The organism is Mucilaginibacter sp. OK283, from assembly GCF_900110415.1.
Taxonomy (GTDB): domain Bacteria; phylum Bacteroidota; class Bacteroidia; order Sphingobacteriales; family Sphingobacteriaceae; genus Mucilaginibacter.
The window spans coordinates 11766-36507 of record NZ_FODR01000002.1 but is presented as its reverse complement, the minus strand read 5'-3'; the positions used below and the strand labels follow the sequence as shown (position 1 = coordinate 36507).

Here is a 24742-nt window from a genome sequence, read left to right as displayed (position 1 = left end):
TAACTATAGCACCTATTATGATAGAGATTAAAGAACTGCATTTCGGGTACCAAAAAAACAAGCCGCTTTTTAGCGGACTAAACCTTTCCTTGAGCAAAGGCCATATTTACGGCCTGCTTGGCAAAAACGGGGCAGGCAAATCAACCCTGCTCAAAAACATGGTAGGCCTTACCTACCCGGCAAAGGGCGCCTGTTACTATAACAACAAAAATGTTTTCGGCAGGCCGGTTTCTGTTTTGGAAGATGTTTACTTTTTGGCCGAAGAACTTTTTGTGCCCGATATTACACCCGCACAGTATGTTAAAAGCACCGCCGTGTTTTATCCCAAATTCAGCAAAGCCGATTTTTACCGGTACCTGGCCGCTTTGGATGTTGATATGGATACCGTAATGGATAAGCAAAGCTACGGCCAGCAAAAAAAGGCCATGATCGCTTTCGGGCTTGCCACCAATACAGGTTTGATGATCATGGATGAGCCTACCAACGGATTAGATATTCCGTCCAAAGTGCAGTTCCGCAAGCTGATAGCGTCGGTATTAACCGAAGACAGGTGCATTGTAATATCTACCCACCAGGTACGCGACCTTGACAGCCTGATTGATACCCTGCTCATTTTACATAAAGGCGAAATAGTGGTTAATCAATCAATGGATGAAGTAGCCGAAAAAATAACCTTTGGCAGCTATGCCGATACCGAAGGCTTGCCGGTGCTGTATGAAGAAAAAGGCCAGCGCGGCAAAAACGTTATTATTCTAAACAGCACCGGCGAGTATAGTAAAGTTGATCTTGAACTGCTGTTTAACGCCATTACAACCGGCAACCATCTTGTTTTACAAACACTAAAAGCTACAGCAGATGAACGAGATATTTAACCTGAAACGCTTTGGCCGGCTGTTTTACAAACATACAACCGAGCATTATAAAAGCTACCTGATGTCAATAACGGTGCTTACCTGCGTGCTGTTGCTGGGTGGCAGCTTCCTGGTATTTTTGATGGATGTGCGCATGGAGCTACCGCTGCAGCTTTTGCTATTGGGCTGGGTTATACTGTTCACCGGCACCATATTTACCAGCACCATATTTACCGACCTGGGCGACGATAAAAAAGCGCTGGGCGCATTAACCCTGCCAAGTACCCATTTTGAAAAATACCTGGTGGCCTGGCTATACTCGTTCGTAGTATTTTTGGTGGTATCAATAGGCTGTTTTTACCTGGTAATGCTATTTTTATTACATGCTAAACATTTTCCCGGGCCGCCGCTTGAAATATTCAGCCTTTTTTACCGCATACTTGGTTTTGGTGGTAACGTGTTGTTCATCATCCTTATTTTGTATTCGCTGTTTCATTCTATCGCCTTTTTGGGGGCTATCTGCTTCAAAAAACTTCATTTTGTTAAAACCGCGCTGATTTTTTTTATCGTGATAGCCATACTCATCACCCTTAACAACGTAGCTATGCATTATATGATACATCGCGATATTATCCAGGTAGTGCCATTTACATCGGTAGGTTTTATGGAAAAAGGGAAGTACTTTGCCGTAAACCCCGAAGATTTTGTTTGGACGGGCCAATTGGTATATATCATTGTGGCATTTATTTTATGGACGGCTGCCTACTTTCGTCTTAAGGAAAAACAGGCGTAATGCATTATGGAATTTAAAGATAAGGATGCCATATACCTGCAGATAGCAGCTTATGTGAGCGAAAATATATTATTAGGCAAATGGTTGCCTGAAGAAAAGATCCCTTCCACGCGCGATATGGCAGTTGAGCTCGAAGTAAACCCAAACACAGTTATCCGGGCGTACGAGTTTTTGCAATCGCAGGAGGTGGTGATCAATAAACGCGGGCTGGGCTTGTTTGTGGCGCCCGACGGGCCGCAAAAAGTGAAGGCCTATCGCAAGCAGCGTTTTATTCAGCAGCAACTGCCAGATTTTTTCAGGAATATATACCTGCTGGATATCGATATCAAAGAACTGGAGAACATGTACAAGGAATACACGGCCGGTTTAACCCAGCCTAAAGCAGACGAAAACAAATGAAAACGAGTACAAAAATATTTATAGCCGCTTTAGTATTCCTGGTGCTATGCATCGGGGGATACGACCTGTTGCTGAAAAAAGAATTTTTAACCGGCCGGTACAAAAACTATTATTCGCACTTTACCCCGCTGCCATACAAGGATTTTGATGCCCTGGAAATAAATGCCGCGCATAAAGCCAGTGTCGAGGTAGTACAAGGTTCCTTTGGTGTAAAAGCCGATCCCAACATACTTGATTACGTACAATTTACCCAAAAGGGCAGGCTGTTGCAAATGAACATCAAATACAACACCAACCGGTTTTATAATGACGAAAATTACCGCATCATCATATCTTGTCCCAGACTTACAAGTGTAACCGCAAATGCCTTCATTGTTATCAATAAACAGCGCGTTATTGATACTACTACAAACGACAACTGGAATTATGGTAAAATAATGATTGATGGCTTTAAACAGGATAGCTTAATCATAAGCCAGGACTATGGCAGCCAGGTTGTATTGGCCAATAATAACATCGGCTTGTTAAACGCTACCGTTGGGCTAAGCCCTTTCAGCGGTTCGCACATTACTATTTTAAAAAACAACCGCTTTAATGTAGCCAAACTACAGCTACTCAACAAAAGCACCCTAAACCTTAACGAAGCTAAAATAAACCAGTTGGATTATCGCCCCGGCGATAGTACCCGCCTCATTATAAACGGGGCTGCCAAAAACAGCCTGCTACCCTATATCCACCTTAAACAATAGTAACTTATGAAATTACAAATCAATTCCCTTTCAAAAACTTACGCCAACGGGGTACATGCATTAAAGGATGTATCCCTCACTTTGAATAATGGTATGTTTGGTTTATTGGGCCCAAACGGGGCCGGTAAATCATCGCTGATGCGCACCATTGCAACCTTGCAGGAAGCCGATAAAGGCAGCGTTTTTTTAGATGACCTGGATGTACTTAAAAACAAAACCCAGGTAAGGCAGCTGCTTGGTTACCTGCCACAGGAGTTTGGCGTATACCCTAAAATATCTGCCGAGCGCATGCTTGACCACATTGCCCAGCTTAAAGGCATAGGTAATGCCGCCGAGCGCAAAGAACTGGTGGGCAGCCTGCTCGAAAATGTGAACCTATCTAAAGACCGCAAAAAACACCTGGGCACCTTCTCGGGCGGGATGAAACAGCGCTTTGGCATTGCGCAGGCACTGATAGGCAACCCCAAACTCATCATTGTTGATGAACCTACCGCCGGCCTTGACCCTGCCGAGCGCAACCGCTTTTACAACCTGCTGAGCCAGCTGGGCGAGAATACTATTGTAATTTTAAGCACCCATATTGTAGAGGACGTGAGTACCCTTTGCGCCAACTTTGCTATTATTTGCCAGGGCGAAGTATTATACGCCGGCCAACCCGATGCGGCCGTAACCGAACTGGAAGGCAAAATTTACAGCAAAGCGATCGACAAGGCCGATCTTGATTTTTACAAAGATGATTTTTCGGTTATCTCTACCCAGTTAAAAACGGGGCAGCTGCACATCCGCATTATACAGGATACCGAACCGGGGAATGGCTTTATCCCTGCAACCCCCAACCTGGAGGATGTGTACTTTAGCAATATTGCCACCCGAGTAGATGTAAATACTATTTAACCCGCTTAAAAACAAAATATTATGTTTCGGAAAATATTCATTTTCGAGGTGCAAAACCGCCTCAGAAGGCCCGCGGTTTATCTTTATTTTGCCGCCATTCTTGTATTTACCATCACTACATTTGCCCACGGATGGTTGCCCATGGGCGATAAGGAGCACATCAACGCGCCTTTTGTTTTGGCATTATGGTGCGCGGGTATTACCATGTTTATGATGCTGGTAAGCTCATCAATCATGGGCGAGCCGCTTTACCGGGATATTGAAAACAACACCAAAGATTATTACCTCACCTACCCCATTACCAAGGCAGGCTATTTTTGGGGCAGATACCTGGGCAGCTTTGTGTTTATGCTTTTTATAGCCAGCGCCATAATTATCGGGGCTTACATTGGTACAAAGCTTGGCCCGGCCATGGGCTGGAAAGACCCTAAAGAATACGGCCCTAATAAACTCATTTATTACCTGCACCCATTTTTGGTGATGGCTCTGCCCAACCTGTTTTTCACCTCGTCGTTATTTTTTGGTTTGGTAGCGCTTACCCGGAATGTCAAGGTGATTTATACCGGTGGCATCCTGCTGTTTCTGGGTTATTTTATTTCTGTTTTCTTTCTGCAAAATACCAGTAATGCCACAGTAATTATCAATGCCGATCCCTTTGGTATCAGCGCCGTGCGCTTTATGTCGGCCATTACCACATCGGCTGATAAAAACACAATGCTGTTCCCGGTTACCGGCGCTTTTTTGGCCAACAGGTTGATATGGACAGGCGTTGGCCTTGCTATTTTGATATTTACCTATGTACGGTTCAGCTTCGAAAGGTTTTTTAGCGGCAAGCGCGATAAGGCGGCAATTGATGATGTGGTTTCAAAGACAAAACGGGCATTGGTATTAAAGGCCAATATAAGTTTTACCGGCTCCTACAACCGCAAAACCTTATTTAATCTTGCTCGGGTAGAACTCACCAACATCATCCGCGATAATTATTTCTGGATAATTTTACTGGCCGGAATGGGCTTCCTGGGTTTTGTATTCTGGCTGGGCATGAATGATTATGGGGTTGCCTATTTCCCGCGCACCGTAATTTTAATGGCCATATTTAACGACGTCTTCCCCTTTTTCATCTTCTTCATCATCATATTTTACACCGGCGAAACCCTGCACCGCGACAAAATTACGCGTTATGCATTCATTAACGATTCCTTACCGCCGCCAAACTGGGTGCTTAATGGGTCAAAGCTCCTCGCTTTGCTGGTACTTGGTTTCGGCTTATCGTTGGTACCGCTGGTAACGGGCTTAGTTGTACAAACCATAAAAGGCTTCCATCAATATAACCTGTCGTTCTTTTTAATGTATGTGTTTACGGTAATTATGCCGCGCTTCCTGGAGATGGTCATCTTCGCCTATGTGGTACACGTTGTTATCAATAATAAGTTTGTGGCGCATGGTGTTGGGGTAGCTATTTGGGTTCTGGTTTTCTTTTTAAATACTACCGGGATATTCAACTACAACCTACTCATTTACTCCTATACCCCTTGGTATGGCATATCAGATATGGATGGCATCGGCCACATGCAGGCGCCTGTTTACTGGTTTAACCTGTACTGGCTGTTATGTGGCGGGCTGCTTATTATTATAGCCGCTTTGTTTTATTACCGTGGCGTTACCAGCTCATTTAAAGAGCGGCTGCAACTGGTGGGCCAAAGGTTTGATACCAAAACAAAACTTTTTACCGTGGTTGTTGTCATAGCTTTTTTGGCTGTAGGCGCTTACAATTACTACAACATTAGCTACCTGAACAACTTTTTAACCCAGGGCGAAAACGAAGGCAGAGCTATTATTTACGAAAAATCTTTAAAAAAATACGCCGACCTGCCACTACCAAAGGTTACCGGGATAAAGCTATTTGCAGATATTTATCCTGATAAGCAGCAGGAAATTGTAAAAGCCTTTGTAACTGTTTTTAACCCTACTGATAAACCAATTGAAAGGCTATTGTTAGATGGCGATGACGTTACCGGTTATAGTATAAAAATAGCAGGCAAGCCCGTGCCCTTTACCTATCCGCTGCTGTACAAACGGGGTATGTTCAATTGGTTCAGGCCAAAACAGGATACGGCCGACTTTAGGTTATACCAGTTTGAAAAGCCTTTGGCCCCGGGCGATTCGGCCGTGTTCGAGGTTAATTCATACATCGCACATAAAGGCTTCGAAAATGGTTTGTATGCCAAAAACCTGCTGCATAACGGTACATTTTTTAACGGCGGCCTGCCCGGCATGGGGTATGATGAGGATGATGAATTAAACAGCAATTACGTGCGCAAAAAAAACGGGCTGCCCGAGAAGCAAGAGGAGGAAATAGCGCAAAACGACCCTGTGGGCATCAGTACCCTCAAATCGGGCAAAGCTTCCGGCTTGGTAAACCTTGATATTACGGTAAGTACATCGGCCAATCAAACCGCCATAGCCCCCGGCAACCTGCAAAAACACTGGCAGCAAAATGGCCGCAACTATTACCACTACACCGGTAATAATTTTTATGCCCCGCTGGCCATCCTATCGGCAAGGTATGCAAACCGGCATGATAGCGTACAGCTTAACCATAAGGTTAATGTTGATATTTATTACCACCCGGCACATAATACCAATATCAACCGCATAATGGCGGCTTATAAAGATGGGCTGCATTATTTTTCAAAGGCATTTGCCCCCTACCCCTTCAATGATATCCGCCTGGCCGAAACAAGTGATTTTGGCCCGCATGATGCCTCATTAAGTACGCTTGATACTTATGCCGAGCGATATGCCTGGAACGCCAATTTTGAAAACCCCAACCAGTTTGATTTTGTATATTTTAACACCAGTCGCCAGCTGGCACAGCAATGGTGGCGCTACAAGGTTGCGCCAAACGCAACCGTAGGCTCATTGGTAATACCCGAAGGCCTTGCCAGTTACAGCGCCCTGCTTTTGGCCGAGCAAAAGTATGGCAAAGATAATATGAAATGGATATTGTACGACCAGGTGAACTTTTACACCTTTATCAGGCACCGGATGGAAGATAAAGAACATCCCCTGATAAAGGCCGACAAGTGGTTTTTATGGGGCGGCAAAGCCGGACTGGTATTATACACCCTAAAAGATTTGATGGGCGAAGACAGCCTGAACAACGCCCTGCGCGAATTTAAAAACGCCTATGCTTTTAAAAGCAAGCCACCTTACGCCGGCAGTAATGATTTGTACCGCTACCTGCAAAAGCATGTGCCCGATTCGTTACAATATTACTTAACCGATACCTGGCAAAAAATCACGCTTTACGATAATAAACTGATCGATTTAAAATCGGCGCCAACCGGCAACAAAAACGAATATAAGGTTACCCTAACCGTAAACGCAGGTAAAGTTTGGATTGATAGCAAAGGCAATGATATCGAGGCCAAAAACATGAACGATTATATAGATATCGGCGTGTTTGGGGCCAATACTACCAACAAAGAAGGCAGGTTGATAGTGAACCCGCTCTACCTAAAACGGCACAAGCTTACCGCCGGCAAGCACACCATAACCATGGTTGTAAAAGGCAAACCCGTAAACGCAGGCATCGACCCATACAACAAACTGATAGACCGGCTTATGGGCGATAATTCAAAAGATTTTTAATAACCGGCCAACTATTTACCCAGTGCACCAAAAACACCTCCTAAACCTTACCATCAAAAAGCTCATCGGCGAGGCAACTGCCGATGAGCTTTTGACACTTGAAAGCCGGGTAAAAAGCCACAAAGCCGATGCATTTTTTGTAAATACCATAACCGACTGGTTCAACACTGATAACGAGACAGACGATGGGCAGAGTGAGCTGTTATTTAAACGCGTCAAGGATAAAATAACCGATGAACCGTTAAAATAAAATGAATGCCTGACTAAAAAATAAAGAACCACAGTCGTTATTCTCCACACAGAGAACCCAAATTGCACACATAGTGTAAAGTGCTTTACATTATGTGCACAAAAACAGTAAAAACTTGCACATCAGACACTTTAGGGGTATTTTTAAATAAAAACAGGTTAACCGATTTTTAAAAGTTGTCTAAAAAAATAAAAACAGACCGCCATTGCGAAGTATTAAACAATCCCCGATATGCTAAGTTCCAAATAGTTCGGGATTGCTTCGTACCTCGCAATGATGGATATGTGCTTCATTAAAAGCATAAGACAACGTCTAAATATTAAAAAAAACAGCCATGAATTTATTTAATCAAAATGATCCTGATGAGCTGAACAACGATGCTGACAGCGCCTTGCCTGAAAGCGAATTTACAGGCAACTCGTTTGATAACGATTTGCCCGACGGCCTAAAAAAGGATGAAGAAAGCGAGGGAGAGCAGCTTGGCTTTGCTTCGTTGGTTGGTGGCAAAAACACCCCGATAGGTTAGGTTGAAATTTTCCCTGCGGGCTGCAAATTCAATACCCGTCATATAATATGATGCGCCGTGTACTTTTGTGCCCGCTTAGTAAGTTTTCAGAAAGGTTAAAGTTTCAACAAGGAACCGACAATAATATTGAGCTTTTGTTAGCCCCAGGTGATGCAAATACAGTCCGTTGTTAAAATTGCGCTGATAGGCTTACTGACAGCCGGTATGTCATTTTCCTGCGGGCAACAAAAAAGCAATAAAACGTTTACGCTGTCTGCAGAAAATGGCAAAAACGACACCAGTCAAATTGCGCGTTTAGTTAAAAAAAGTTTATTGGTGCAGGCAACTAATGCTGATAGTGCTTTAATATATGCCGGCCAGGCCCTTGCTATTGCAAAAAACATCAATTATAAAACGGGCGAAGCAAATAGCTTAAACCGGATGGGCGTTGTGTTATGGAAAAATGGCAGGTATGACCGTGCACTTGAACTGTTATTGGGCGCTTTAAAAATAAGGGAAGAAAAAAAAGATCAGCCGGGCGAGCTGGCCTGCCTCAATAACATCGGCATTATCTATTCCGATCAAAATGATGATGAGAAAGCCCTTACCTATCACTTTAAGGCAAAGGCCATTGCCGAATTAACACATAACAACAAATTTTTAAGCACCATATTATCTAATATAGGCAACAGCTATATCAAATTGAATAAAGTGAACCTTGCCCTGGGGTACGAGATGCAGGCCTATGCCCTGCAGCAAAACCTGGGCGATCAGGGTTCTTTATCAAATACCTTATCAATATTGGGCGATATTCACTATAAAATGAACCACCGGTCGCTTGCAATTGAATACTACCGGCTAAGCTTAAATAATGCCGAGAAAAACAATGATCAGGGTAGTCTGGCAGATACTTACAACAGCCTGGCGGCCCTATATAATGATATAAACCAGCCAGATTCAAGCGCGTTTTATGCAAAAAAAGGGTTAGAAGCAGCGCAAAAAGCCCATTATCCTATCGCAATATTTACAGCAAGCAGTTTACTCACAAAAATATACCAGGCATCAAACGAGCACCTGGAATTGCTTTATTTAAAAACGGCAATGGCCGCGAAGGATAGCATGTTTAGCATCGAGAAAATTAAGCAGGTACAAACACTAAGCTTTAACGAAGCATTGCGGCAGCAGGAGATTTCTGAACAAAAAAGGCATGAAGCCGAAGAAAGGATCATCAATCTTCAATTAATAGGCATTGCCATATTTATCCCGGTTTTCTTTTTGGTGCTCCTTTTCCTTAGTAAGGGCCGCACCCACCGTAAGGTTATTGAATTTATGAGCGTACTATCTCTGCTGCTTGTTTTTGAGTTTATCACCCTTTTTATCCATCCCTTTGTTCAACGCATCAGTAGCCATTTGCCTGTACTTGAGTTAGCGATACTTGTAGCGCTTGCTGCGGTGCTGGTGCCCTTACATCACCGGCTCACCAACTGGCTTCGTTTAAAATTAGTACACGCCGAAGCGCACGCGCACCTGGCACAAGGAAAGCCCCACGAGCCGACAAAAAGACCGGTATCCAGAAACCACCGCTCCTAGTAACATGTACCCTGGCATTAACTTCCTGCAAAGAAACCGATAGACCTGGCTTCCTGCTCCTTGCCGGCAAGGCCCTGTATAAAAAGCTGCCCGTCTTCAATTTTAAACTGGAGGCTGCGTTCATCAAGCTTAAAACCATCTGCTTTTAAAATATCTTTTATCTTCTCAACAAGTTCCTTGCGATCAAACACTGGGCTCAACTTCAGTTGATCGTTTACAGGCTCCAATACAATGCCATCGGCCTTATACGAGAATATTTTTGATTCCATGGAATAAATATCGCAATTCCCGCGCCTCAAATGCTTTAATTAATGTCACGTTTTTATATAAATAATTACCTTACATTCCAAACAAGGCAGCCAGCACCAGCCCAATTTTAATCACCCTGTCTTCGGATAAAATTGCTTTAAGGATTTTCATTTTTGTTAATTTAAAAGAACTTTGAAATACAAAGTACATAGATAAAAAAATTACAGCTTTTGCTGCTTTATTAAATTTTCGAGGGCAAGCAGGTGCAGCCTGAATGCCGCTCGGCCTTTCTCGGATGCAAGGTATTTGGTGTTGGGCTTGCGGCCAATAAAACTTTTTTGCACCTGGATGTACTCTTCCTTTTCCAGCGCCTTCAGGTGCGATGCCAGGTTGCCATCCGTAAGGTTAAGCAGCTCCTTAAGCGCATTAAAATCATAACTTTCATTGGCAACCAGTACGCTCATAATTTGCAGGCGTATCCGGTTTTCAAAAGCTTTATCAAATTGTTCTAACGAGATCTTCACTTATCGTATTTAAAATGCATTACCGTGCCGTAAATAATGTGGAGCAAACCAAAACCTATTGCCCAGCATCGTAAGCCATAGCCGGGCATTAATGCACACAGCAAACCTAATAAAATCTCGATTATCCCCAAGCTTTTTACGCCAGAATACGTGTAATGACTACCCGCAACCAGCGCCATACCGTAAAAAATAAGCGTAGCAGGTGCAACAACACCATAATAACCGCGATATATGAGTATAAATGTGAATAAACCACCTGCAACCAGCGGTATAGCCATATTGATAAGCAAGCGCTTGCTGCCGGTATTCCAAAAGGGTTGTCCGTTCTTTTTAGCTTTGCGAATGGAGAGCCAGATGCCGGTGCCAATTGAAAGCACCAATACTGCGAAAGCCACCATAATCAACTGAATGATTACTTCTGTATCGTTACGCAAAAGCCCGGCACTTTCATGTGTTAATATTTCCCAGCCTAAAAATGCACCCATAAGGGCATAAATCCCCGCCATTACGCCCGACAGGCCGCTCAGCGAAATAAATTTGGCCGACCGCTCCATCAGGTCCCGGATAGAGCTTAATTCTGCATGAATGTCTTGATCTTTCATTAAAAGCACTTTGTTTTTCAAAGCTATGTATTAAAATTTAAATTGGCAAGGAATTAAAATATTTTTTGAGACGAAAAATAGGTATGTCGTTTAATTGGAGCATGGTTGCAATCAGCAATGAATTATCTTCGTCATACCTGCTACTTCATCTGCATTACCGCGGCCATGGTTGCTATGCCTTGCCAAAGGTAGCTCACCCTTACGTTTTCATTTTCGGCGTGCTGGTTGTTATCGTAATTAACTAATGGCACGGTGATAACCTTCGCGCCTAATTCCTGTTCAAAAACAAACAGGGGCAGGCTGCCGCCTGAGCTTGGCGAAAGCACCACCGGGTAATCAACTGTACCCTGAACGGCTTTTACAACAGCTTGCGCTATGGGCAAATCAAGCGGTGTACGTTGGGCATTGTAACCGGCATCGTGGGTTATTTTAATGATCTTAGGGTAGGTAATCCTTTCCTGGTCTGTCGGTTCTTTGTCTACAACATAATAGCCCTGGGCGCGTATGTGGTCGGTTACTTTTTGAATTTGCCTGTCCATATCATTGCCGGGTACCAGGCGCAGATCGAGCACGGCTTCGGCTTTCACGGGGATTACGTTTGCTGCCTGTTTGCCAACATTGCCACTTGCCATGCCGTTGATATTAAGCGTGGGCAGCATAAATGCGTTCACCAGCGGGCGTGTTCCGCCTTCGGGGCGGGCAATACCAAGCTCTTTTTTTAAACCCGGCTCAACCGGCGGTACTTTGGCCAATGCGTCTTTTTCGTCCTGGCTCAGCGGGGTTACGTCGTCATAAAACCCTTTAATGGTTACATGGTCGTCATCATCTTTCATGCCTGCCAGTAATTTGGCCATGGCCAGGCCGGGGTTTGGGGCCCAGTTACCAAAGTTGCCACTGTGCAAGGGGCGTTTGGGGCCATAAATGGTAAGCCACATATTAACATCGCCCCTTACACCAAACACCACTATATTTTTGCCCGATGGGTGTCTTGCCCCATCGCAAATAATCCAAAGATCGGATGTTAGCCTGGATTTATACTTTCTAAAGATTGCAGCGAGTTGTGGCGAGCCTTTCTCTTCTTCGCCCTCAAAAAAGAATTTGATATTGCATCCCGGCTTTATTTTGCTTTTTATCAGCGCATCATACGCGTTGATAATGCACATAACGCCAGCCTTGTCATCGGCACTGCCACGGCCGCTCAACCGCCAGCTGGTATCAATGGCATCGCCGCGTTTATAGTTAACAATATGGCCGCCCTGCTCAATTGGCGCGGTAATAAAAACGGGGTCAAATGGTTTTAGGCCAGGCGCCCACTGTTTGGGGTTTACCGGCTGACCGTCGTAATGGGCGTAAAAAGCAATGGTTTTGGTTGCACCCGGCACTTTTACCTCGCCAAAAACGGCTGGATTGCCGTTGGCAATGGTAAGCACCTCGGCTTTAACGCCACGCTTCTCCAGCATATTTTTAACAAATGCCGCGTTGAGGCGGATATTAGCCGAATCAACTGTTTCGTTGGGGATAGCTACAAAGTCCAGGTATTCGCCAAAAGTTTCCTGCTGATTGCCTTTAATAGCCGTATTTATTTTTTGCTGGTTTGTTTGGGCTGATAGCAGCCGGGCACCCAAAAACATCAGGGCGATAAAACAGGTATTTGTTTTCATGGTGATGGTAAATGACCACAATATAAGCAAATTATATGTCCAATCATTTGGATATATTTGACATGTTTTCACGTTGCCAAAAACAGTTGTAAACCGCCAAGTTAAACCGTACCCATTTAAACGCTAACTATGAAAAAAGCATTGCTATCTATCCTCCTCGGGATTATATTATTAGTACCTGCCATTGAAGCCCTTGCGGCAGAAGGAACTATATCAACGGGAAGCCAACCACAGGTTAGCGCCGACAATAAAGGTACCATCCGGGTGGTATATGGGGATAAGGATAATATTTTTTGTGCAACATCCGCCAACCAGGGCGTATCGTTTTCAAAACCGGTACTGGTAGGCCATGTGGCAAACATGCATTTGGGCATGTCGAGAGGCCCGCAGCTGGCCAGTTCGGATAATTACTCGGTAATAACTGCAATGGATAAATCGGGTAATATTCATTGGTTCCGGTTAAAACACTCCTCTTCAAAATGGGAAAAGATGGGTGTACTAAATGATATTAACCAATCGGCACCCGAAGGGCTGATGGGCTTAACCACGGATAAGAACGACAATTTTTATGCGGTTTGGCTGGATATACGTATAGGGCAGCACAACCAGGTTTATTTTTCAAAGCTGCTGGCTAAAAGCACCTCATGGTCAAAAAATATATTGGCCTACCAATCGCCTGATGGCCATGTGTGCGAATGCTGTAAACCCAACATAGCCGTGCAGGGCCGGGAAGTAGCCATCATGTTCAGAAACTGGCTCGGCGGATCAAGAGACCTTTATGTTACCCGGTCGGCCGATGGTGGCAACGTGTTTCAACCCGCGCAGAAAATGGGTACCGGTACCTGGCCGCTAAACGGCTGCCCCATGGATGGCGGCGGCATTGTTATCAACAGCAGCAATAACGTCCAAACTGCCTGGCAACGCAAGGGTGATATTTTTTACGCCCAACCAGGTGGCTCAGAGACGCTTATTGGCAAAGGAAGAAACTGCACTATTGCCGCGGCCGGGGCTAAAACCATGATATCATTTCAAAACAACGATACGCTGAAAGTTGCATCGCCCAATCGTAAAGAAGTAACTATGGTAGGAAAAGGCAGCTTTCTGAAAACTATCCTGTTGAATAACAATACCATGCTTTGCGTATGGGAGCAGGATAATGTGATTAAATTTAAAAAAGTTTAACTATTTCACTCGCCTTTACCGGTTTCTTTATTAGTTACTTCGGGCGTAACCAATGGCGCCAAACCGTACGATTTGCGCGATGAGCGCAAAAAGCGGCGCAGGTTGGTCTTTATGGTAGTTATAAACTCATAATCGGTAGCGGTTTTTACCAGGAAGTAGCCGGGGCGGTAACGCTGCATAAAATCGGTAAGCTGTTGGTCTTTAAGGCGGGTTACACTGGCCACAAACGCGCGATTAAAGCGAAAATCAATCTCGCGCTGGTGATAATCTTCTTCGATGGTTGCCCGCAGCTTGGCGGCGTTGCGGCCGCTGCGGCTAAAGGCATTGTACAAAGCATCAATACCTATGCCTGCCCCCAGGCCGGGCGCAACCGACAAAAGGCTTTGACTATATTCCGACCCGTAAATTTTAGTAAAATCGCGCTTAGTGGCCGCAAATTGCTTCTCGGGCGTAAGCGCGGTATCACGAATATATACTTCCCTAAGCATAATTGCCGACCGCTTCATATAAACGGCCATCGCGTTATTAGTTTGCACCTTCAGGGTATCGCTGTAATGATCGGGCTTCATAAATATCAGTACATCGCCAGGCTGTGCATCTATTGTAAACTCGCCTTTAAGGTTATTGTAAAAAGATTTTCCGGTGGTGGCGTTCACAATGTTTACCTTGGCAATACGGTCTTTGCTGTCTTTATCAAACACAATACCCTCTACCTGCTTTTGCTGCGCAAAAAGCCGTACAGATAACGTGCAGAAAAACAGGAACAACCATAATTTCATTGTGGCGCCAAAAATAAAACTTAGGCTTTAATTAGCCATGTTTTTAACAACAATTAACTTTTGAGGAGAGAATCAAGAGTCAAGACTTTTGCCGGCAGCCTACTCATTTGGTGTGCTTGAGTTATACTGATTGCATTGTACGTTGAAAATAATGCCACTTAGAAAATTTTTCTCCTGTCTTGATTCTTGACTCTTGATTCTCTCCCCCCTACTTAACAACTACCAGTTTTTGCCCAATGTGTATATTATTATCGGGTATACTGTTTAACGCTTTTAGTTCATCAACAGTTATACCAAAACGTTTGGATATGTTGTATAGTGTATCGCCCTGTTTTACGGTGTATATCTTATCGTCGGGTTTGGTTTTGGTCAAGGTATCGGTGTTGGGTTTGCCAATGCTGTCATTAATCTGCGATAATACACGGTCCTCGCGTTTTATTTTGGCTGCCTCGCCTTCAGCGCGGTCGTACTGGTCAAGGTTGTATTTTACAATAAGGTTAATAAGCAGTTCGGGGTACTTGGGGTTGGTAGCATAACCGGCCGCTTTCAGGCCCCTGGCCCATCCTTCATAGTCGTTTTTATCCAGTTCGAACAGTTTGGCGTAATTTTTTCGCTTTAAAAATGTGGAGTGGTCGCGAAACGAGTCTTCGGGATTATCATATACCCTGAAACAATCGTTAACCTGGTCATCATCTTTATAATAGCTTTTGCCCATCCAGTCGACAGTGCATTTTATACCAAAGTGGTTGTTGGCAAAGCGGGCCAGCTCGCTATTGCCGGCGCCCGATTCAAACAGGCCCTGGGCCAGGGTAATACTGGCGGGGATGCCATACTGGTTCATTTCCTGTATGGCAATGGCCTTAAAACGATCAATATAATCTAAACTCGACAGGGATTTATAACCCGCCGCAGATGCGCCGTTGGCCTTTTGGATGCTGCTGTTATTGCGACGTACATCGCGATTGGAGATAGAATTCCTGGATTTGTTTCTTGATGATGTTGTTTTGCGCGCCGAGCATGAGCTAAAACAAATAACACCAATTAAAAAAAAGTAACGCGTTTTATTCATACAGCTAAACCTGTGGTATTTGGCATTTTTATTAAAATGCCAAAATAGGTTTATTGTTTGGCTTCTGCTAATTCTTTAGGCTGTGTTGCAGGGTTTTCGTCCAAATCATTCAGGTCGTATTTTTTAATGATACCTAAAACCTGCGCTGCCCATTTGCGGCTGCTGGCGTAACCGCTGCGCTGGATGCCTTTTGCCCAGCCGGTATAATCATAATGGGTAAGGGCATCGGCCAGGTGGCTGAATTGCTTGCGCTCGGTCATGATGCGGGCAAAATCCTGGAACGAATCTAAAACCGAATCGTATTTTTTGTAGGATGAACGTACTTTTTTATTGTGTTTGATAAAAACTACACTGCCTCCACCTTTTACTCCGAACTGATTATTAAGGTTTTGTGCTATAGTGCTATTGCCGCAACCGGATTCATGCATGGCTACACCTAAAACGATGCTTGCCGGGATACCGGTTTCGTGCATAATACGAATGGCATCATCTTTGAACTTCTCGATATAAGATTGTGAAGTGTTTTTTTGTGCTGAAGCAGCAATTGTTGAAATCAACAGGGCGGTAATCAGTAGGGTTTTCTTCATAATTTATTTTTTTCTGATAACCAGTAAGCCGTCGCGGACAGGCAGGATCAGTTTTTCTATCCTGCTATCAACAGCTATGTGGTCATTTAGTTTGCGGATATTCTCGGTATCGGCATCTTTTTCGGTGCCGTACACCTTTCCTTTCCACAAAACGTTATCAATTATTATTAATCCTCCGGATCTGACTTTGTCAAAAACCAATTGAAAGTAAGTAAAATTATTTTTTTTATCAGCATCAATAAATACCAAATCGAAAATATCAGCCTGTAAATCAGCAATAATGGCCTCTGCCTGCCCAAAATGCAGTTTTATTTTATTTTCAACATTTGTTAGTTTAAAGTGTGAATTGATGATATCCTCCATTTCGCGGTTCACTTCGATGGTGTGGAGAATGCCTCCCTCAGCCAATCCTTCGGCCAGGCAAATGGCCGAGTAGCCGGTGAACGTACCAATTTCCAGGATGCATTTGGGTGCCACCATTTTGCTCAGAAAGCTCAGCAACCGGCCCTGGTAATTGCCCGACAGCATGTGCGGGCGCAGCACCTTTAAATGCGTTTCGCGGTTCAGTTGCTGCAAAGCTTCCGGCTCCGGATCGCAATGGTCATCTAAGTACGCCTGGAGGGCAATAGGGAGAATATCCATGTCACAAAGATACGGAATTTAATACTTATGTGGTGTTCGGTTTTGTGCAGACGTGTTCGGGTGTTCGGGGGCGAATATGTATACTATTGAATTACAGACAATTAAGTGTTCGGAAGAATTAAAATACCTGCAGTTTCTTTTACCCTGTAATAGTAAAATCCATCACTTTCGGGTTTGGCAGGGATAAAACAAAAGAGGTGATTAGTACCCTGTTATGCCCTTGCCAGACGCGGTTAAGTACCCATTAATATCCGTTGGAGCCTGGTTATACCCCCTTCAAACATCATAATTTTGGCAACGGGTATTCTGCTTTTCGGGGCAGTGGAAAAGTCCATCGCCGATATCGTTGATGCCTATATTTCCCGCACATCCGCAGTGCTCACCCAGCCTTCGTTGCCGTTGGCCAGTTTGATTTTTACCCAGTCGGATTTTTTATCAAGGATATTAACCTTGGTTCCCTCGTGCAGCACAAAGCCGTTTTTGGCGGTAGTGGCGGGTGCGTTTTTAACGTTTACCGATGAATTGAAGATAATGCCATCATGATGCGCATCAAAATAGGCCGCCTGCCTGCCGGATATGAATATAGTACCGATACCTAACAGCAGTAAAATTAAGGCCGAATAAAACGACGCCTTTTTTATGCCCACAGAGCCGGAAAATCTGTAAAGGATAAGCAGGCCCGATGCCGCCAGGAAAAGCAGCACACTGACCACGGCAAGCGCATTGGCCGAAAAAGCGAGAATAAAGCCGGTCCACCATTTGGTGATGAAAAATTCGGGGGCGGCCTCAATTTTATCGGTAGTTTTTGAATTGGCAAACTGGATGTTTACCCGGATATCTTCATCGCCCGGCGATAGCCTGTGCGCTTTTTCATAGTATAACAAGGCCGGGGCTATGTCGCCATTTTTGTAATAAGCATTGCCCAGGTTAAAGTAAAGGCTGGCCGATTGGTAGCCGTCATCCACCATTTTTTGATAGGCAGCCGCGGCTTCTTTATAATTTGCCTTTTGGTACAGGTTATTGCCTTTTTTAAACAGGGCCGGGCCTGCGTCATCGCTAAAGGCCAGCAATGGCGCAACAATCAACAGCAACAGGTATATCAGGCGCTTTAGCATGTTATATTTTATCTTCAATGTTATTGATCATGTTTTTTGCCTTCTCAAACACCTCCTGCTCCGATATACCCGAAACCGGGGCAAAGCGGGCCATGTCGCAAAGGTCTAAGGTTTCCAGCAGTTCGTTTATAGTCGGCTCATCCAGCTGGCGGGCCTTTAGTTCAGTGGCAATTTTTTCGCGGTTAAGGTCGGCAGCAGCAATGTTCAGTTTATCGCTTAAGTAGCCATACAACCCTTTAAACACATTTTCGTAAAATACCGGTTTATTATTTGCCGTTAGCTGCGCTTTTGCGCTGGCCAGGTGTTTGGCTGCAATTTTACCGGCCTTGCGGCTTTTTACTTTCACCACATCGCTGTTGTTCATCTCGTACACCTTACCAAATACCAAGGCTCCGGCAAATGCCAGCGGCCCCAGCAGCAGCAGGAAATAATACAGACCGGATCCGTAAAAACCTTCGTCGTCTTTGCGAATGTCGCTGCCATCGGTTTTTATATAGCGGATATCTTTATTCAACAGTTTAACATCCTGCTTATCGGCGCCAATGGAGGTAACGTTATTTTCGGTAGCGCCTTTGGCTACGTTAATTGTAAACCCTTTGGTTTGCTGGCTTACATATTTACCGGCTGCTAAATCATAGTACGAAAACTTGATAGGGTCGACGTTGAATTTGCCGCCATGGCGTGGTATCAGCAGGTAAGTATACACACGGGTACCCGACTCGCCATTTGCATCATCAGTTATCGTATCAGTTACCTTAGGGTCGTACTTGTCAAAATCAAGCGGAAACTCGGGGGCCATTGGTTTCAGCAGCTTCAGGTTGCCTTTGCCCTTCAGGGTAATTTTGTAATTGAGGGGTTCGTTGGCTTTCAGGCTGGTTTTATCAACCGATGCTGAGATTGAAAAGCGGCCAACCGCGCCGCTAAAGCTTGCAGGCTTGCCGCTTTCGGGCAGTGGTTTTACGTGGATAACCACGGGGCTGCTTTTAATTTTGTATTTAACATCATTATAGCTGCCACCACCAAAAAAGTTATCAAAAGGATCGGCCGATGGTACGGTTTCGCGCACAATAAAATCCATAATCATCGGGTCGATAGTAATGTTGCCCGCTCGTTCGGGGAAAAGGATATTTTGCTTTATTTCGGTAACATTATATTTTATCCCTTTTATGGTTTCGATACGCCATTGAACAGCATTGGGACTATTAAGGCTTTTAATTTCCTGGCTGTAAAAACCATTCTGGTCCGACATTTTTTCCAGTTCGCTGCCCACCAGCGCCACCCGTGTGTAAAGGCGGTAGCTTAAGGTAAGCTGCTCGCCTATGTAGGCACTGGTTTTATTTACATCGGCCCTTATAAAAAGATCCCTATTGATATCCTTTGAATGGCCGGCCACAATGCCTTTTCCCTGCACCTGTTGTTGCTGCTGCTGTTGTTGCTGCCTGGCCGCATTAGCCTGCGCCGCCGACGCGCCCTTTACCACTTTAATTTTAATGGGACTGGTGCTCAGCTGCTTGCCGTTTACCACAATGGTTGCCGGGCCTATGGTGTAAGTACCTTCTTTTACAGCTACCAGGTCATAACTGTAAGCCATACTTGACGATGAAGCACCGTTAATCACCGTCATGCTTTGGGATACATTTGGCCCCGAAACCACCAAAAAACCGTTAAAGTTTGGGGGCACAAATTTTTCGCCATTACTGTTTATGGTAAAACTAACCTCGAATTGCTCGGTAGTGCCTACCTCTGTTTTACTAACAGACGAGGTAAACTTTATACCCTGGGCAAAAATAGCGGTGGTACAAAACAGCAGGAACAACAATATGTAGTACTTTAACTTCATGTGCTATAAATATAAGGCTTACCAGTCTTTTGAGATATTGGCTTTGGCGCCTTTTAACTTTTTATTTTTTAGTTTGTCCTGCGTTGCTTTTTCATCGTTTTTCAGGGCTTCCAGCATCCGCTCGGCATCATCTTTTGATACGTTGTTGGGCTGCGGCTGTTGTTGCTGCTGATCTTTATTATCAGGTTTATTCTTGTCCTTGTCGTCTTTATCTTTCTTGTCCTGATCTTTCTTGTCCTGGTCTTTTTTGTCTTTATCCTTCTTATCCTTGTCTTTATTCTTATCGTCCTTATTTTTATCCTTGTTCTTGTCTTTATCTTTATTCTTGTCGTTTTTGTTCTGGTTCTTTTTATCGTCCTGCTGTTTTTTCAGCATTTTTTGGGCGTACGACAGGTTGTAGCGGGTTTGCTCATCATTCGGGTTGTTGAGCAACGATTTTTTGTAGGCGGCAATACTCTCTTCCAGTTTTTTATTTTCCAAAAGGGAGTTACCTATGTTATGGTAAGCATTGGCCAATACCTGTTTATCTTTTGATGTTGCTGCTATTTTATCAAACTGCTGCTGCGCCTCTTCAAACTTTTTTTGCTTGTACAAAGCATCGCCCAGGTTAAAATTGCCCTCTACTGTTTTGTTGTTTGATTTTGCCAGCGCTTTACGATAGTTATCCTCGGCTTGTTTATAGTTTTTAGCCTGGTAAAGCTGGTTGCCTTTCCTAATGTCCCTTTTTTCCTGCTGGGCAAAAAGGAATGAAGCCTGCAGTACTAATAATACAACTATAATTAATTGCTTCATGGCTTTTTTACTTCAAATAATTTAATGCCGCTTAAACGCATGTTTTTACGGTTTGATATAAAGAACTCAACCAGCAGCAATACAAACGCGATGGCCAAAAAGAACTGGAACCGATCTTCAAAATCCTTAAACGACCGGCTATCAACCGTTTTGCGCTGTAGTTTACCAATCTGGTCCATTACAATGCCCAGACCGCTGTTGGAGTTATTAGCGCGTACATAAACGCCGCCACCCGCAGCCGAAATTTCTTTACACATGTCCTCACTCAGTTTACTTACCACCTGTTGGCCTGTTTCACGGTCTATATGGAAACCTGTTTGGTGCCCCTGCTCGTCATACACGGGTATAGGCGCACCGCTTTCTGAGCCTACACCAACCACATTCACCGATACATCTTTTGATTTGGCAGCAGCAGCTGCCTCAACAGCATTATCCTCGTGGTTCTCGCCGTCGGTAATAACAATCATGGCTTTGCCGGTACCGTTTTTAAAATCAAACGATTGCATGCCCAGTTCAATGGCCGCGCCAATGGCGGTTCCCTGTGTTGGTACCATCTCGGTATTAATGGTACTCAGGAATAGCTTGGCCGCCGAGTAATCGGTAGTAATAGGCAGCTGTACATAGGCCTGGCCTGCAAATACAATGATACCGATACGGTCGTCATGCATGCGGTCAATCAGCTGGGCAATGGCGCGTTTGGCATTCTCCAGGCGGCTTGGGGCCAAATCCTGGGCCAGCATACTGTTTGATACATCAAGCAGTATCATTAAATCGGCGCCTTTGCGTTTTACTTCTTCGGTTCTTGAACCAATCTGCGGGTCGGCTATGCCGATGACCAGCATGGCGTAAGCCAGCAAAAAGAAAATAAACTTAATCCACGGCCTTGATAACGATACCTGCGGCATCATCATCATCACCACTTTTTTATCTCCTAATGAGGATATGGCTTTCTTTTTCCAAACGCTTACCGCCAAAAACGCGATAATGAACACCGGGATAATTACCAGCCCCCATAAATATTCTATATGTGCAAAACGTAGCATCTGTTAGGTTAAAGCCCCTTTAAACAGGGTGTTTTTTAATATAAATTCCAACGACAGGAAAGCCAGCGCTATAATTGCCCAGGGTAAAAACAGTTCTGTTTTTTTATGATACTGGGTAACATCAATTTTGGCTTTTTCCAGCTTATCAATCTGCTCGTAAATATCTTTAAGCGTTTGGTTATTGGTGGCCCTGAAATACTTACCACCTGTAAGGTTTGCAATTTTTGACAACGTGCCCTCGTCAATTACCACAGGCATTTTTTGGTATTGGATACCCAATGGTGTCTGTACCGGGTAAGGTGCAAAACCATTGGTGCCCAAACCTACCGTATATACCCTTACGCCAAACTGACGGGCAATTTCGGCCGCGGTTATGGGCGGTATCGAACCGGCATTGTTTGAGCCATCTGTAAGTAATATCACCACCTTACTTTTAACCTGGCTGGTACGCAGGCGGTTAACCGCCGTTGCCAGGCCCATGCCTATGGCGGTACCATCGGTTATCATCCCGTTCTTCACATCGGCAAACAGGTTCACAAGTACGCTATGGTCAATAGTTAGCGGGCATTGCGTAAAGCTTTCGCCGCTAAAAATTACCAGGCCTATGCGGTCGTCCGGGCGTCCTTTTATAAAGTCGATGGCTATTTGTTTACCGGCTTCCAGGCGGTTGGGCTTAAAATCCTCGGCCAGCATACTGCCCGAAATATCTGAAGCAATAATGATATCGATACCTTCGGTAGTACTGTTTTGCCAGCTTAATGACGATTGCGGCCTGGCCAGCGCAACAATCATAGCCGATAAGGCTAACGACCGTAATACAATACCGCTATGCCTGAATTTTGGCAGCATGCTTTTTTTAAGCGTAAAGCCCCGCAGGGTAGGCACATTCAGCTTGCCCTGCAGCTGCCGTTGTTTCCATATATACCAGCCAACCATCAGTGGAATGCTGATGAACAGCCAAAAAAATCCCGGGTGGGCAAATTCTATTCCTTTAAACCAGCTCATTTACCCTCCTCTTGTTTATCGGCCAGTGGCTGGTATGCCTGCTGGGTTTTGTTTACAAAGCCAATGGCATTATCCATACTTTGTTCGTTTTCAAAATGCAGCGGTTTTTCTTTGGCAAATTTCACCAAATCGGCAAGTATCAATACCTGGCGCAGCAGGTTTTTGTTATCTTCTGTAATATCCAGTGTGCGCAGGCTTGCAAAAATCTCATCGGATGTTTGCTCATGGGTTTTAATGCCATAGCGCTTCTCTAAATATTCGCGCAGTATTTCGCTCAGTTCAATATGATATACTTTAACATCCTGCTCGTAAACTTTTTTGCCGCGCAGCTCCTGCAGTTTTTGCAAGGCGATGATATGCGGTGGCACTTTGGGTTTCGGCGGTTCAATTACTACCACTTTTTTAGGCCTGGAGACAAAATAATAAATAATACCGGCAATAATCAGCAGCACCAAAAAGCCAATGGCTACCCATTGCCAGTTATCGTGAAGCCAGTCGAAAAACGAATAACTGACCACAAGCGGTTGTTTAATGTCATAAAAACCCTTAGTGGTATCAACCGCAACGGTTTGCACGGTTAATGTTAATGGCTGTGTATAAACCGGGCCTGTGGTTGTTTTAAACGCGTAGGATGGTATTACATAAGCCCCGCTATCAAACGCGGTAATGTTGTAAGCGCGGTGAACGGTCTCGATACTTTGATCCTGCTTATCAAAAACAGTATCGGCTTTACTGCTCACAATTTGAATTTTGCCCGCAATTGAATCAACCAGCGCCGGGAACTCTATTTTATCTTTTATGCTATGCCTGATGCTTAGGTTAAGCTTGGTTTGCTGGCCAATTAAAATGGTGGCCCTATCCAATTTTGCCTCGGCCTGCGGGGCCTGTGCAAAAGCGGAATAAAAAGTACCTGTAAGCAGCAATACCAGGAAATATTTAAAACACTTGATCATCTCCTGCCTTCCCGTTTTTTAAATAGTGTCATTAATGGTTTTACGTATGATTCGTGTGTGCCGATGCTGGTAAAATCAACACCGCATTTTTTAAAGGTATCGCCCATGGCGATGGTGCGGTTGCGGGCCTCGAGGCTGAATGCGTAGCGCACCTCCTCATCAGCAGTATTTATCCACACCACCTCGCCGGTTTCTTCGTCCTTCATCGGGATGAGGCCCAGGTTAGGGAACACCTCTTCGTGCTTGTCAAACAGCCTTACAGCAATAATATCGTGCTTTTTGTTGGCTATTTTCAGCTCGTTTTCAAATGCCGGGCTTATAAAATCCGACAGGATAAAGGCGGTACATTTCTTTTTAATAACGCTGGTAAAGTACTTTAACGCCACGCCAACGTTGGTGCCTTTATTCTCGGGCTTAAAATCAATCAGTTCCCTGATGATCATCAGGATATGTGAACGCCCTTTTTTTGGCGGGATAAATTTTTCTATCTTATCGCTAAAAAATATCACCCCAACTTTATCGTTGTTCTGGATGGCCGAAAAGGCAAGCACAGCGCAGAGCTCGGTTGCCAGATCCTGCTTTTGCTGACCCTGGGTGCCAAAGTTTTCAGATCCGCTTACATCCATCAGCAGCATTACGGTAAGCTCGCGCTCTTCGTCGAACACTTTTACGTAAGGGTGGTTAAAACGCGCGGTAACGTTCCAGTCGATGGTACGTATCTCGTCGCCAAGCTGGTATTCGCGCACCTCGCTAAAGGCCATACCCCGCCCCTTGAAAGCCGAATGATATTCGCCCGAGAATAAGTGGTTACTTAAACCCCTGGTTTTTATCTCAATCTTCCTTACTTTTTTTAAAAGATCCTTGGTTTCCATAAGAAGCGAAGCCCCCTCTAAATCTCCCCCTGAAGGGGGAGACTTTTGAAAAGTATGTTTTTTAATTTAAACTAATGTCATTTCGAACGATAGTGAGAAATCTTATACGCCCTGCTTGCGGACTTTGCTATACGCACTGTTC

The 24742-nt window shown here is 44.5% G+C and carries 25 protein-coding genes; 10 read left to right on the top strand and 15 right to left on the bottom strand.

The window, feature by feature from the left end; genetic code table 11:
- Window positions 1–17: 17 nt before the first annotated feature.
- The 9 genes from BMX56_RS04980 (at window position 18) to BMX56_RS04940 (ending at window position 9685) form a co-directional block, all read left to right on the top strand.
- Window positions 18–872, top strand: a complete 855-nt coding sequence (locus BMX56_RS04980; RefSeq protein ID WP_090641832.1) for an ABC transporter ATP-binding protein — start codon at window positions 18–20, stop codon at window positions 870–872.
- Window positions 856–1644, top strand: a complete 789-nt coding sequence (locus tag BMX56_RS04975) for a hypothetical protein (RefSeq protein ID WP_090641829.1) — start codon at window positions 856–858, stop codon at window positions 1642–1644. Before BMX56_RS04980 ends, BMX56_RS04975 begins: the two co-directional genes overlap by 17 nt.
- A 6-nt stretch (window positions 1645–1650) precedes the next feature.
- Window positions 1651–2043: a GntR family transcriptional regulator gene (locus BMX56_RS04970; RefSeq protein WP_090641826.1), complete on the top strand. Its 393-nt coding sequence runs from the start codon at window positions 1651–1653 to the stop codon at window positions 2041–2043.
- Window positions 2040–2792 carry a head GIN domain-containing protein gene (locus BMX56_RS04965; RefSeq protein ID WP_090641823.1) on the top strand — a complete coding sequence of 251 codons (753 nt, stop codon included), beginning with the start codon at window positions 2040–2042 and terminating at the stop codon, window positions 2790–2792. Before BMX56_RS04970 ends, BMX56_RS04965 begins: the two co-directional genes overlap by 4 nt.
- Before the next feature lie 6 nt (window positions 2793–2798).
- Window positions 2799–3686: an ABC transporter ATP-binding protein gene (locus tag BMX56_RS04960; protein WP_090641820.1), complete on the top strand. Its 888-nt coding sequence runs from the start codon at window positions 2799–2801 to the stop codon at window positions 3684–3686.
- A 21-nt stretch (window positions 3687–3707) separates the two neighbouring features.
- Complete coding sequence (locus BMX56_RS04955; protein WP_090641818.1) at window positions 3708–7340, top strand: ABC transporter permease/M1 family aminopeptidase; 3633 nt, start codon at window positions 3708–3710, stop codon at window positions 7338–7340.
- Between the two features lie 22 nt (window positions 7341–7362).
- Window positions 7363–7590 (top strand): hypothetical protein, encoded by a 228-nt coding sequence (locus BMX56_RS04950; RefSeq protein ID WP_090641816.1) that lies wholly within the window; start codon window positions 7363–7365, stop codon window positions 7588–7590.
- A gap of 334 nt (window positions 7591–7924) precedes the next feature.
- The gene (locus BMX56_RS04945) at window positions 7925–8116 is read left to right on the top strand and encodes a hypothetical protein (protein ID WP_090641813.1); all 192 of its coding nucleotides are present in this window, start codon (window positions 7925–7927) and stop codon (window positions 8114–8116) included.
- Window positions 8117–8266: 150 nt separating this feature from the next.
- Complete coding sequence (locus BMX56_RS04940) at window positions 8267–9685, top strand: tetratricopeptide repeat protein (RefSeq protein ID WP_090641810.1); 1419 nt, start codon at window positions 8267–8269, stop codon at window positions 9683–9685.
- A 17-nt stretch (window positions 9686–9702) separates the two neighbouring features.
- Here BMX56_RS04940 and BMX56_RS04935 read toward each other — a convergent pair whose 3' ends face one another.
- From BMX56_RS04935 to BMX56_RS04920, 4 genes are all read right to left on the bottom strand, one after another.
- Complete coding sequence (locus tag BMX56_RS04935) at window positions 9703–9954, bottom strand: hypothetical protein (protein WP_090641807.1); 252 nt, start codon at window positions 9952–9954, stop codon at window positions 9703–9705.
- A gap of 201 nt (window positions 9955–10155) precedes the next feature.
- Window positions 10156–10458, bottom strand: coding sequence for a winged helix-turn-helix domain-containing protein (locus BMX56_RS04930; protein ID WP_090641804.1), 303 nt, complete (start codon window positions 10456–10458; stop codon window positions 10156–10158).
- Window positions 10455–11060 carry a hypothetical protein gene (locus BMX56_RS04925; protein WP_090641801.1) on the bottom strand — a complete coding sequence of 202 codons (606 nt, stop codon included), beginning with the start codon at window positions 11058–11060 and terminating at the stop codon, window positions 10455–10457. Before BMX56_RS04925 ends, BMX56_RS04930 begins: the two co-directional genes overlap by 4 nt.
- Window positions 11061–11200: 140 nt before the next feature.
- Window positions 11201–12721 carry a M20/M25/M40 family metallo-hydrolase gene (locus BMX56_RS04920; RefSeq protein WP_090641796.1) on the bottom strand — a complete coding sequence of 507 codons (1521 nt, stop codon included), beginning with the start codon at window positions 12719–12721 and terminating at the stop codon, window positions 11201–11203.
- A 129-nt stretch (window positions 12722–12850) separates the two neighbouring features.
- On the opposite strand from BMX56_RS04920, the gene BMX56_RS04915 reads away from it, so the two are divergent.
- Window positions 12851–13903 carry a hypothetical protein gene (locus tag BMX56_RS04915; RefSeq protein ID WP_090641793.1) on the top strand — a complete coding sequence of 351 codons (1053 nt, stop codon included), beginning with the start codon at window positions 12851–12853 and terminating at the stop codon, window positions 13901–13903.
- Between the two features lie 5 nt (window positions 13904–13908).
- Here BMX56_RS04915 and BMX56_RS04910 read toward each other — a convergent pair whose 3' ends face one another.
- The 11 genes from BMX56_RS04910 to BMX56_RS04860 all read right to left on the bottom strand — a co-directional run bounded on the left by BMX56_RS04910 (window position 13909) and on the right by BMX56_RS04860 (window position 24600).
- Complete coding sequence (locus BMX56_RS04910; RefSeq protein ID WP_090641789.1) at window positions 13909–14682, bottom strand: peptidase associated/transthyretin-like domain-containing protein; 774 nt, start codon at window positions 14680–14682, stop codon at window positions 13909–13911.
- Between the two features lie 208 nt (window positions 14683–14890).
- On the bottom strand, window positions 14891–15751 hold the full coding sequence (locus BMX56_RS04905; protein ID WP_090641786.1) for a glucosaminidase domain-containing protein: 861 nt from the start codon (window positions 15749–15751) through the stop codon (window positions 14891–14893).
- A 50-nt stretch (window positions 15752–15801) separates the two neighbouring features.
- The gene (locus BMX56_RS04900) at window positions 15802–16338 is read right to left on the bottom strand and encodes a glycoside hydrolase family 73 protein (protein ID WP_090641783.1); all 537 of its coding nucleotides are present in this window, start codon (window positions 16336–16338) and stop codon (window positions 15802–15804) included.
- 3 nt (window positions 16339–16341) lie between these two features.
- Window positions 16342–16980: an O-methyltransferase gene (locus BMX56_RS04895; RefSeq protein WP_090641780.1), complete on the bottom strand. Its 639-nt coding sequence runs from the start codon at window positions 16978–16980 to the stop codon at window positions 16342–16344.
- 353 nt (window positions 16981–17333) lie between these two features.
- Complete coding sequence (locus BMX56_RS04890; protein WP_255369774.1) at window positions 17334–18095, bottom strand: tetratricopeptide repeat protein; 762 nt, start codon at window positions 18093–18095, stop codon at window positions 17334–17336.
- 1 nt (window position 18096) lies between these two features.
- Window positions 18097–19935: a BatD family protein gene (locus BMX56_RS04885; protein WP_090641779.1), complete on the bottom strand. Its 1839-nt coding sequence runs from the start codon at window positions 19933–19935 to the stop codon at window positions 18097–18099.
- A gap of 18 nt (window positions 19936–19953) precedes the next feature.
- A complete protein-coding gene (locus BMX56_RS04880; RefSeq protein WP_090641776.1) occupies window positions 19954–20727 on the bottom strand; it encodes a tetratricopeptide repeat protein in 774 nt (257 codons plus the stop codon).
- Entirely contained in the window at window positions 20724–21770 is a 1047-nt protein-coding gene (locus BMX56_RS04875) for a vWA domain-containing protein (protein WP_090641773.1), read from the bottom strand. The genes BMX56_RS04880 and BMX56_RS04875 overlap by 4 nt, the downstream gene beginning before the upstream one ends.
- 3 nt (window positions 21771–21773) lie before the next feature.
- A complete protein-coding gene (locus BMX56_RS04870) occupies window positions 21774–22775 on the bottom strand; it encodes a vWA domain-containing protein (RefSeq protein ID WP_218152382.1) in 1002 nt (333 codons plus the stop codon).
- Window positions 22772–23728, bottom strand: a complete 957-nt coding sequence (locus tag BMX56_RS04865; protein ID WP_090641770.1) for a hypothetical protein — start codon at window positions 23726–23728, stop codon at window positions 22772–22774. The genes BMX56_RS04870 and BMX56_RS04865 overlap by 4 nt, the downstream gene beginning before the upstream one ends.
- Window positions 23725–24600: a DUF58 domain-containing protein gene (locus BMX56_RS04860; protein ID WP_090641767.1), complete on the bottom strand. Its 876-nt coding sequence runs from the start codon at window positions 24598–24600 to the stop codon at window positions 23725–23727. Before BMX56_RS04860 ends, BMX56_RS04865 begins: the two co-directional genes overlap by 4 nt.
- Between the last annotated feature and the right edge of the window lie 142 nt (window positions 24601–24742).

Coding starts and splice junctions, on each gene's coding strand:
- BMX56_RS04965 (WP_090641823.1), top strand. CDS start 2,040: ATGAAAACGAGTACAAAAATATTTATAGCCGCTTTAGTATTCCTGGTG.
- BMX56_RS04910 (WP_090641789.1), bottom strand. CDS start 14,682: ATGAAATTATGGTTGTTCCTGTTTTTCTGCACGTTATCTGTACGGCTT.
- BMX56_RS04865 (WP_090641770.1), bottom strand. CDS start 23,728: ATGATCAAGTGTTTTAAATATTTCCTGGTATTGCTGCTTACAGGTACT.
- BMX56_RS04895 (WP_090641780.1), bottom strand. CDS start 16,980: ATGGATATTCTCCCTATTGCCCTCCAGGCGTACTTAGATGACCATTGC.
- BMX56_RS04955 (WP_090641818.1), top strand. CDS start 3,708: ATGTTTCGGAAAATATTCATTTTCGAGGTGCAAAACCGCCTCAGAAGG.
- BMX56_RS04975 (WP_090641829.1), top strand. CDS start 856: ATGAACGAGATATTTAACCTGAAACGCTTTGGCCGGCTGTTTTACAAA.
- BMX56_RS04980 (WP_090641832.1), top strand. CDS start 18: ATGATAGAGATTAAAGAACTGCATTTCGGGTACCAAAAAAACAAGCCG.
- BMX56_RS04880 (WP_090641776.1), bottom strand. CDS start 20,727: ATGAAGCAATTAATTATAGTTGTATTATTAGTACTGCAGGCTTCATTC.
- BMX56_RS04960 (WP_090641820.1), top strand. CDS start 2,799: ATGAAATTACAAATCAATTCCCTTTCAAAAACTTACGCCAACGGGGTA.
- BMX56_RS04885 (WP_090641779.1), bottom strand. CDS start 19,935: ATGAAGTTAAAGTACTACATATTGTTGTTCCTGCTGTTTTGTACCACC.
- BMX56_RS04875 (WP_090641773.1), bottom strand. CDS start 21,770: ATGCTACGTTTTGCACATATAGAATATTTATGGGGGCTGGTAATTATC.
- BMX56_RS04860 (WP_090641767.1), bottom strand. CDS start 24,600: ATGGAAACCAAGGATCTTTTAAAAAAAGTAAGGAAGATTGAGATAAAA.
- BMX56_RS04890 (WP_255369774.1), bottom strand. CDS start 18,095: ATGCTAAAGCGCCTGATATACCTGTTGCTGTTGATTGTTGCGCCATTG.
- BMX56_RS04935 (WP_090641807.1), bottom strand. CDS start 9,954: ATGGAATCAAAAATATTCTCGTATAAGGCCGATGGCATTGTATTGGAG.
- BMX56_RS04870 (WP_218152382.1), bottom strand. CDS start 22,775: ATGAGCTGGTTTAAAGGAATAGAATTTGCCCACCCGGGATTTTTTTGG.
- BMX56_RS04905 (WP_090641786.1), bottom strand. CDS start 15,751: ATGAATAAAACGCGTTACTTTTTTTTAATTGGTGTTATTTGTTTTAGC.
- BMX56_RS04920 (WP_090641796.1), bottom strand. CDS start 12,721: ATGAAAACAAATACCTGTTTTATCGCCCTGATGTTTTTGGGTGCCCGG.
- BMX56_RS04900 (WP_090641783.1), bottom strand. CDS start 16,338: ATGAAGAAAACCCTACTGATTACCGCCCTGTTGATTTCAACAATTGCT.
- BMX56_RS04970 (WP_090641826.1), top strand. CDS start 1,651: ATGGAATTTAAAGATAAGGATGCCATATACCTGCAGATAGCAGCTTAT.
- BMX56_RS04915 (WP_090641793.1), top strand. CDS start 12,851: ATGAAAAAAGCATTGCTATCTATCCTCCTCGGGATTATATTATTAGTA.
- BMX56_RS04940 (WP_090641810.1), top strand. CDS start 8,267: ATGCAAATACAGTCCGTTGTTAAAATTGCGCTGATAGGCTTACTGACA.
- BMX56_RS04925 (WP_090641801.1), bottom strand. CDS start 11,060: ATGAAAGATCAAGACATTCATGCAGAATTAAGCTCTATCCGGGACCTG.
- BMX56_RS04945 (WP_090641813.1), top strand. CDS start 7,925: ATGAATTTATTTAATCAAAATGATCCTGATGAGCTGAACAACGATGCT.